Origin of the sequence: Pseudoalteromonas sp. Ps84H-4, assembly GCF_024124645.1 — a bacterium.
GTDB classification, from domain to species: Bacteria; Pseudomonadota; Gammaproteobacteria; order Enterobacterales; family Alteromonadaceae; genus Pseudoalteromonas; species Pseudoalteromonas lipolytica_C.
On the sequence record NZ_JAMXSK010000055.1, the window covers coordinates 1 to 7,181 of the forward strand.

The window sequence follows — 7,181 nt, forward strand, 5'->3', positions numbered from 1 at the left end:
ATAAAAATGCTATTTTGTTCATACTCAATGCGGTTGTTGATTGGTTATGTTTGGCGACTGATCTGATCGCGCAAACCGCATTGAGTTCCCTTCCTCGGGTGATCTACTATTTGGAACAGCTATTTAGGATGCCAGCCCATACCTTTCTAATTCATATGTAACATTTTTTCTGTCGTACTGGCATCAAGATAACCAGAACTGAGCAAACAATCTCAAAGGTTGTACAAAATAACACTAAAGTTTTTTCATTAAGTTTTATTGTTATGCTCTTGTGGTGGCTTTCGCCACCACTTTATTAGTTTTCAAGTTCCACCATATCTTTCGCTGCAATGTCACCAGACACTAGCTTTACAGTTGCGAAATGATCATTCACAATTTTAGTAATTTGTACCGTTCCTACCTTTTCGATAGTGTAGGGATCTTCACCTTCACTCAATACTATTCTTTCATGGAATCTAATAACACTGTATTTTTGCCCAACCTCTGCGCCATGCTTAGCACCAATACAGATTAGAGTTCGATTATCAGAACTTTCTACTACCTGACCTCTCATCATGTATTTATGATAAAAAGTGGTATTGGAACAACCCACTAAATATAAACCGAATGTAAGCAATAAAAGAGCTTTTATATAGGGTGTTTTCATCACTGTTACCTCATTTGACTAACTAATTATCTATACACTTTTTTATGAATTCATTTGTTTTTCCGGCCAGCCCCCGAAGGTGCTTGATGACAACTCCAAGGCTTATGAACAGAGTTATCTTTGATGTTCTGATCAACAAATTTATAGTAACTTTCTTTAGTATGTGTCCACCAATCATTATGAACATCTGCGCCATACTTACGGATTACCTCCTCAATCCCATCAAGGCTTACGTTTGCGGCATCATAGGCAAGGTGTATTTCACCTTCTTTGATGTTGTAACTAACTTCATCTATACCAAAAAGCTGATCTATTTCTTTTACTAACTCGTCACAGCTTTCTTCTGTGACATTGCTAAGCTTTAGATTTCGAACAACTAAATTTTGCTCTCTAACGCCAACTCTACGATCTAAATCGCTCATAATTTTTCTCCTAATGTTTGTGTGAATGCTGTTGATTGCTATCTTTCATTTCTTCCATTTTGCGGTTCATCTGCGGCATCATGTTCCCCATCATTTCTAAATGATGTTCAGCCATCTTGATTTGTTGATGCATTGGCATTTCTTCCATGTTTTTGTGCATCGATTGCATCATCTTCATCATTGAACGGTGATGTTCAACCATCATCTGCTGTTGCTTTTCAGGATCTTTTTCAGTTTTAATGGCATGGACTTCCTTTTTCATTTCCATCATCTTTTTGTGCATTTCTCCCATGTTCTCATGTGGTATTGCCATGCCTTGATGCATATCAGCTTTGTTCGCACCTTCATGTTTATGCTCATTGTTTTGGGCAAATGAGCTAGTGGTTATCAGTAGTGAACTAATAAATAAAATTGATTTAGTTAACGTTTTCATGATTTTTACCTTCTACACTTTTATTAAAATTTGGGATCCAACTTGGTGTCGATTCCATATACCTGTGGTACTCCGAACCAAACTCAGCAATCGCTTGTGCTTCTTCGCGTTTCGCTAGCTTGACGTAAACAACGACTAAGATCGGAAACATCGCAAGTGTTGGGATTGTCGGCCACTGCAATAAAAAGCCGAACATGATTAGAATGAAAGCTACATACTGTGGGTGGCGACACCTTGCATACCATCCAGTTGTAGCCAATTGAAGATGCTTTTGCGCGTGATGCAATACATTCCATGCTGAAGACAACATAAAGAAACCTGCAACAATAAACACCATACTCACTATATGAAATGGGTCCCAATGGGCATCACCTTGAAATCCAAAGAAAGTATGTAATAAATGCCCATTCTCATGCGCAAAGAAATTTACTTCTGGATAGGTCTCCGTCAGCCACCCCGACAGAAAATAGATAGTTAAAGGAAAGCCATACATTTCAGTAAATAGGGCAACAATAAAGGCGGAGAACGCTCCAAGGCTTCGCCAATCAGTAGATGTTTTTGGTTTGACAAAACTAAAGGCAAAAAAGATAAAAATTGCTGAGTTCAGTATCACCATTGACCATAAGCCATAATCATATGTCTCATTCATCACTGTTCTCCTTTTTATGTGATTCCTTACGTCCTTCTTCTAAACCTTGTATGTAGCCGTCACGATAGGCAGCATTTTTATCCGTGAGTTCTTGAAAGCTCTCTTCCTTTTTCTCATCAGGCGCATGTGAATGATCGTGGCCATGTTTGCCATGACTGCCATGCATAAATACGTGCATCAACGGGCATAGCAATAAAATCAAATAAGGAAGAAATTGCAGTACATGCTGTCCATGTTCAAAGATTAAAAAATAGGTGGCTGCGGCAATAAGCACCAATGCAGCCCAACCCGTGGGTGTTGACCAAAATTTAGGGTGCTCATTTTTCATATTGGCCTCCTATTGACCTTAAATCTTCCGCTGAAGCTTCAGACTTAGAATTTATCCAGAAGAGATTATCCACAGGGGAGATACTAACTAGTCCTTCTCCTTCAACGTTGGTATACGCTGCATCAAGCAAAACTTTAGCAACATGTTCTGCATCATCAAAAGCAACATAAATTGTCATAACTATATGTGCTGATTAGTGATTTCTGTTGTAAGTATCAGCATATGCACCTCTGCCCGTTGCTTTATGAATGGTAAAGCCTTTATAGCCATGTGAAAGTAGTGCCTCTTCTACTCGTGTTAACACCATTTCATCGAAAATGGCGGTCACTTTTTTCATGTTCATAAACCCTCCTAAACAACCTTTAAGACACCGCGATACATTTGCATCTGACAATGAAACTCATGCTCTCCCGGTGATAAGTTCAATAAGGTAATTTGAGTAATTTCATTTAATTTAAGCTGCTCGCTTATCTCCAATGATGGAATAAGCATTGTTTCAGCGCAGGGTGATTGATCTTTGCGCATAAACTTCAGAGTGACAGGTTGACTAGCAGACACTTGGATTGAGGATGGTGAATACACGCCATCCCTCACTTCAATGAGTACTTCATTACCTTGAACAATTGTTTTATTGGGTTTGTATAGCCAAAACCACCAAACAATCAGTGCGATTAACACTAAGCCTAATAAGTTAATTAACATCATCGTGTTTCTCCTTAATTCTCTTTTGCTTTAAACAAGCGAAGTCGATTTGCATTTGACACGACAGTCAATGACGAAAACGCCATTGCAGCACCTGCAATTACAGGGCTAAGCAGAATGCCAAAGAAGGGATATAGAACCCCCGCAGCAAAAGGAATCCCGGCTACGTTATAGACAAACGCGCCAAACAAGTTTTGTTTTATATTTCGTAAAGTAGCTTTGCTTACCGCTATGGCATCAGCTAGGCCATGAAGTGAACCACGCATTAGGGTAATGTCAGCACTTTCGATAGCTACATCAGTCCCTGTGCCTATGGCGAAGCCAACATCGGCTAACGCTAGCGCAGGAGCATCGTTGATGCCATCTCCTGTCATACCAACAATTTCGCCGCCTTCTTGTAGCTCTTTCACCTTGTTGGCTTTATCTTCTGGCAGCACTTCAGCAAGAAACTCACTAATACCCGCTTTTTTGGCAACAGCAGCAGCGGTTTCCTTGTTATCACCCGTTAACATGATGACGCGTATACCATTAGCCTGAAGTCGTTTGATAGCAGAGATTGAGTCTGACTTGATAGGATCTGCAACAGCAATGATTGCTGCAAGTTCACCATCTACAGCAAAGTACATAGGTGTTTTGGCTTCTTTGGCTAAAGACTGCGCTTGTTCAACAAAGCCTGTGAGGTCTATGCCTTTTAACTTCATTAGTTTATCGTTTCCGAAAAGCAGAGCTTTATTGTTGCAGTTTGCTTCTACACCAAAACCCGTAATGGCGTTAAACGCTTCAATTTTTAGTAACTCAATATCCTTATCTAACGCACTTTCAACAATCGCTTGCGCTAAAGGGTGCTCTGAGCCGCTCTCTAAACTTGCAGCAAGCTGTAGTACGTCTTTTTCGTCCGTAGCTTTTGCTAAAACAATATCGGTTACCTTAGGTGCCCCTTCAGTAATAGTGCCCGTTTTATCTAAAATCATGGCAGTGATTTTAGAGGCGGTTTGCAGTGCCTCACCGTTTCGAATTAGCACGCCTGCTTCTGCGGCCTTTCCTACTCCGACCATGACAGACATGGGCGTTGCCAAGCCCAAAGCACATGGGCAGGCAATAATGAGTACAGTAGTTGCTGATACGATGGCAAAAGCAATTGCTGGCTCAGGTCCAAAGTTAAGCCATGCTAGCGCACTTAACACAGAGATGATCATGACAACAGGAACGAAAAAAGCTGAAATAACATCAGCCAAGCGGCCAATCGGCGGTTTAGAATTTTGTGCTCGTTTCACCATATTGATGATTTGCGCAAGCGCCGTGTCTTTTCCAACACGTGTGGCTTTAAACATAATCATGCCTGATTTGTTCAAAGTACCAGCGACAACCTCATCTTCTTCGGCTTTTTCAACAGGCATAGGCTCGCCTGTCAGCATGGACTCATCAATAGAGGTGTGCCCTTCCAATACCACACCATCGACGGGAATTTTTTCGCCCGGTTTTACCTTTACAATATCGTTAAGTAAAACCAGCTCAATACCAATCTGAACTTCTTTGCTATCACGAACTACGGTTGCCGTTTTGGCCTGCAAGCCGATAAGACGCTTAATGGCCTCAGAGGTTTTACCTCTGGCTTTTATTTCTAATGCCAGACCTAAATCAATTAAGCCAATGATCATGGCGGTAGCTTCAAAATAAACATGCCGTGCCATTAATGGAACGGCGTCAGGTGCAAACACGACAACCATCGAATACACCCAAGCTGTACCTGTTCCTAAAGCTATTAAAGTGTCCATATTAGCGGAGTGGTTTTTAAAGCTTTTCCAAGCGCCAACATAAAAATGCTTACCTGAAAAATACATAACACCAAAAGTTAAAATGCCTACAACCAGCCAAGACATGCGTTCAAGGTTTGTTTCAACCGTCATTTCTCCAACCACAATGCTGTAGATCATCAAAGGAACGCCGAGTGAAAGGGCAATAAACGTATCGCGCATTAGCTTTTTGTAATATGCCCAATCCGCCGCCTCTTTCTCATCAAGCGCATCTGTTGCTGAGCTATCATCAATTGGCTTCGCGTTATACCCCACTGACTCAACAGCTTTGATCAATTCTTCTGTTTTAGCTGTCCCATAAACTGTTACTGTCCTATCAGCAAAATTCATTTCCGCACTGACGACTCCAAGAGTTGCCTTCAACGCCCCTTCAATTTTGCCTACACAGCTAGCACACCCAGCGCCTTCAATGATAAGCTGTTGGTTATGTGATACTTTCTCCAACGTATTCTCCTTACTTTTACACGAAGAGGATTGAGCTTTTGCCTTACAGCAACAGCCTGATTCAGTTTTTATATTTGTGTTAGTAGCCACCCTTTTTCCTCCTATGCTTTTTTAATTTGCTCAAAGTTTTCGATGAGATGACAAACCATGTTTGCAGTCGGTGCTTTGTCTTCCATTTCTTCCCATTGAGAAAGCGCAGAAGACATTTTTCCTCGAAGTGCCAACATTGCTTGAAACTGCTTTTCTGTTTCTTCAAGCCGCTCTTTGATCAGGCTTCTGACTAATGGGCACGCACTTTTACCATCTTCAGATTCATTAATAATTTCCTTGATATCTGCAACGGAAAAACCAAGGTTTCTGGCACTTAAAATGAATTTAAGTCTCGATACTTCTTTATTCGAGTATGACTTGTAGCCGTTCACTGACTTAGCTGGTTTTAACAATCCTAATCTGGTGTAATAGCGCACCGTATCAGCAGTCGTTCCAAGGCTTTTTGCCAGCTCTGCAACTTTCATGTTCACTCCTTAGTTCTTCACCTAAGTTTGTAATCTCACCTACAGCTTAGACCTGTGTCTAAGACACAGGTCAAGTGATTATTCGTGATTAATAATGCAAAAGCTAAAAACTAATTTTTTGGTAAAAGAGAAATCTCGGTCAAAATCGACAGCATTAAGTACTGTAAATAGCAATAGTTTGAGCATTTTCATAATGCCTTTCCAAATATCGTACTAATCGTTCAAAACAATTGGTTATTTAAACCAATGAAAAAATCATTCTATTTTGATGGGAGTGGCGAAAAAAAGACGCACTGTTCCCGTGATTAGCCAATAATTGGTGGACGATAAAGTAAGAGATGGATACCAGATTTTGGTAGGGGTGTACGCTGTAGAATTAGCTCAGAATGAATATTGCAAATACCTTCGTCTTGCGCTTCCACAAGATAGGCATTTAAATGAAAGCTTGTACAAAAACCGCCTTCACAACAAACACAATCACCAGCTTTACATTTTTCACAGTCTTCATCACCATGACGGTTTTTAGAATCTTGCGAATTTTCAGTGTGATAGTGACTATTGTCAATCATTGATTGATGATGCATATTTTTGCTTGGTTGTATAATATGCGTGTCGGATGAGCCATTATGATGCTCTTCACAATTCATTGGTTTAGCAATAGCAAAGCCATGCTGCGTAAGCAACAGAGTAATTACCACTATTTTAAACCACTTGAAAAGTCCAAACATTATCATTCCTTCTTTAGCACCTACAATATTAGCCACTTTGTAAAAATAATTTTATGATCTTGATCAAACTTTGAACTAAAACCTAAACTTTTTACTTTTTACTTTTTACTTTTTACTTTTTACTTTTTACTTTTTTAAACAGCTTAAACTTAACAAGTATAAAAGGGGTGTCTAATTTATACTCATGAGATTGAAGCCAAGCATGAGCACCATTAAAAAAAATAAAAACCCTACGCTCATAACTAGGTATTGAGTAATGGATCATTTTTCCAATTGTTCAGCTTTAAGCGCAGTACTTTGCAACAATCGGTTCTATCCCGGGCACATCCTATTCCCGTTCATCAAAAGTGATAAAATGGCCTATTGTACGTCTGTGAACTACTCGCGCCTAAAGGCATCGAGCTTCCAAGATAATAGCCTAAGCTACTAACCTTTCTTTTTTGACGCTTCGTTGGACACCGCTAGTCGAGCTTTTGACTCGGCTAGTCTTACGATTGCCT

General features: G+C 40.1%; 11 protein-coding genes. All 11 read right to left on the reverse strand.

The features are described from left to right. Nucleotides 1-295: 295 nt before the first annotated feature. Nucleotides 296-646: a hypothetical protein gene (locus NH454_RS21905; RefSeq protein WP_004589646.1), complete on the reverse strand. Its 351-nt coding sequence runs from the start codon at nucleotides 644-646 to the stop codon at nucleotides 296-298. Between the two features lie 50 nt (nucleotides 647-696). Next, nucleotides 697-1,068, reverse strand: coding sequence for a cation transporter (locus NH454_RS21910; RefSeq protein WP_235378325.1), 372 nt, complete (start codon nucleotides 1,066-1,068; stop codon nucleotides 697-699). Nucleotides 1,069-1,078: 10 nt separating this feature from the next. Further along, nucleotides 1,079-1,501: a hypothetical protein gene (locus NH454_RS21915; RefSeq protein ID WP_008467863.1), complete on the reverse strand. Its 423-nt coding sequence runs from the start codon at nucleotides 1,499-1,501 to the stop codon at nucleotides 1,079-1,081. Continuing rightward, nucleotides 1,485-2,150 carry an isoprenylcysteine carboxylmethyltransferase family protein gene (locus NH454_RS21920; RefSeq protein WP_253040202.1) on the reverse strand — a complete coding sequence of 222 codons (666 nt, stop codon included), beginning with the start codon at nucleotides 2,148-2,150 and terminating at the stop codon, nucleotides 1,485-1,487. Before NH454_RS21920 ends, NH454_RS21915 begins: the two co-directional genes overlap by 17 nt. Beyond that, nucleotides 2,143-2,478 carry a DUF2933 domain-containing protein gene (locus NH454_RS21925; protein ID WP_063529849.1) on the reverse strand — a complete coding sequence of 112 codons (336 nt, stop codon included), beginning with the start codon at nucleotides 2,476-2,478 and terminating at the stop codon, nucleotides 2,143-2,145. The genes NH454_RS21920 and NH454_RS21925 overlap by 8 nt, the downstream gene beginning before the upstream one ends. After that, nucleotides 2,468-2,656, reverse strand: coding sequence for a hypothetical protein (locus tag NH454_RS21930; protein WP_199524944.1), 189 nt, complete (start codon nucleotides 2,654-2,656; stop codon nucleotides 2,468-2,470). Before NH454_RS21930 ends, NH454_RS21925 begins: the two co-directional genes overlap by 11 nt. A 15-nt stretch (nucleotides 2,657-2,671) precedes the next feature. Next, nucleotides 2,672-2,821, reverse strand: coding sequence for a P-II family nitrogen regulator (locus tag NH454_RS21935; RefSeq protein WP_212748213.1), 150 nt, complete (start codon nucleotides 2,819-2,821; stop codon nucleotides 2,672-2,674). Between the two features lie 8 nt (nucleotides 2,822-2,829). Further along, entirely contained in the window at nucleotides 2,830-3,183 is a 354-nt protein-coding gene (locus NH454_RS21940) for a cupredoxin domain-containing protein (protein ID WP_063529848.1), read from the reverse strand. Nucleotides 3,184-3,194: 11 nt separating this feature from the next. Beyond that, complete coding sequence (locus tag NH454_RS21945) at nucleotides 3,195-5,438, reverse strand: heavy metal translocating P-type ATPase (protein WP_235378324.1); 2,244 nt, start codon at nucleotides 5,436-5,438, stop codon at nucleotides 3,195-3,197. Between the two features lie 101 nt (nucleotides 5,439-5,539). Further along, entirely contained in the window at nucleotides 5,540-5,953 is a 414-nt protein-coding gene (locus NH454_RS21950) for a MerR family transcriptional regulator (protein WP_016708244.1), read from the reverse strand. 305 nt (nucleotides 5,954-6,258) lie between these two features. After that, entirely contained in the window at nucleotides 6,259-6,681 is a 423-nt protein-coding gene (locus NH454_RS21955; RefSeq protein ID WP_063529247.1) for a hypothetical protein, read from the reverse strand. Nucleotides 6,682-7,181 lie beyond the last annotated feature (500 nt).

Coding starts and splice junctions, on each gene's coding strand:
- NH454_RS21950 (WP_016708244.1), bottom strand. CDS start 5,953: ATGAAAGTTGCAGAGCTGGCAAAAAGCCTTGGAACGACTGCTGATACG.
- NH454_RS21915 (WP_008467863.1), bottom strand. CDS start 1,501: ATGAAAACGTTAACTAAATCAATTTTATTTATTAGTTCACTACTGATA.
- NH454_RS21910 (WP_235378325.1), bottom strand. CDS start 1,068: ATGAGCGATTTAGATCGTAGAGTTGGCGTTAGAGAGCAAAATTTAGTT.
- NH454_RS21955 (WP_063529247.1), bottom strand. CDS start 6,681: ATGTTTGGACTTTTCAAGTGGTTTAAAATAGTGGTAATTACTCTGTTG.
- NH454_RS21930 (WP_199524944.1), bottom strand. CDS start 2,656: ATGACAATTTATGTTGCTTTTGATGATGCAGAACATGTTGCTAAAGTT.
- NH454_RS21940 (WP_063529848.1), bottom strand. CDS start 3,183: ATGATGTTAATTAACTTATTAGGCTTAGTGTTAATCGCACTGATTGTT.
- NH454_RS21925 (WP_063529849.1), bottom strand. CDS start 2,478: ATGAAAAATGAGCACCCTAAATTTTGGTCAACACCCACGGGTTGGGCT.
- NH454_RS21935 (WP_212748213.1), bottom strand. CDS start 2,821: ATGAACATGAAAAAAGTGACCGCCATTTTCGATGAAATGGTGTTAACA.
- NH454_RS21920 (WP_253040202.1), bottom strand. CDS start 2,150: ATGAATGAGACATATGATTATGGCTTATGGTCAATGGTGATACTGAAC.
- NH454_RS21905 (WP_004589646.1), bottom strand. CDS start 646: ATGAAAACACCCTATATAAAAGCTCTTTTATTGCTTACATTCGGTTTA.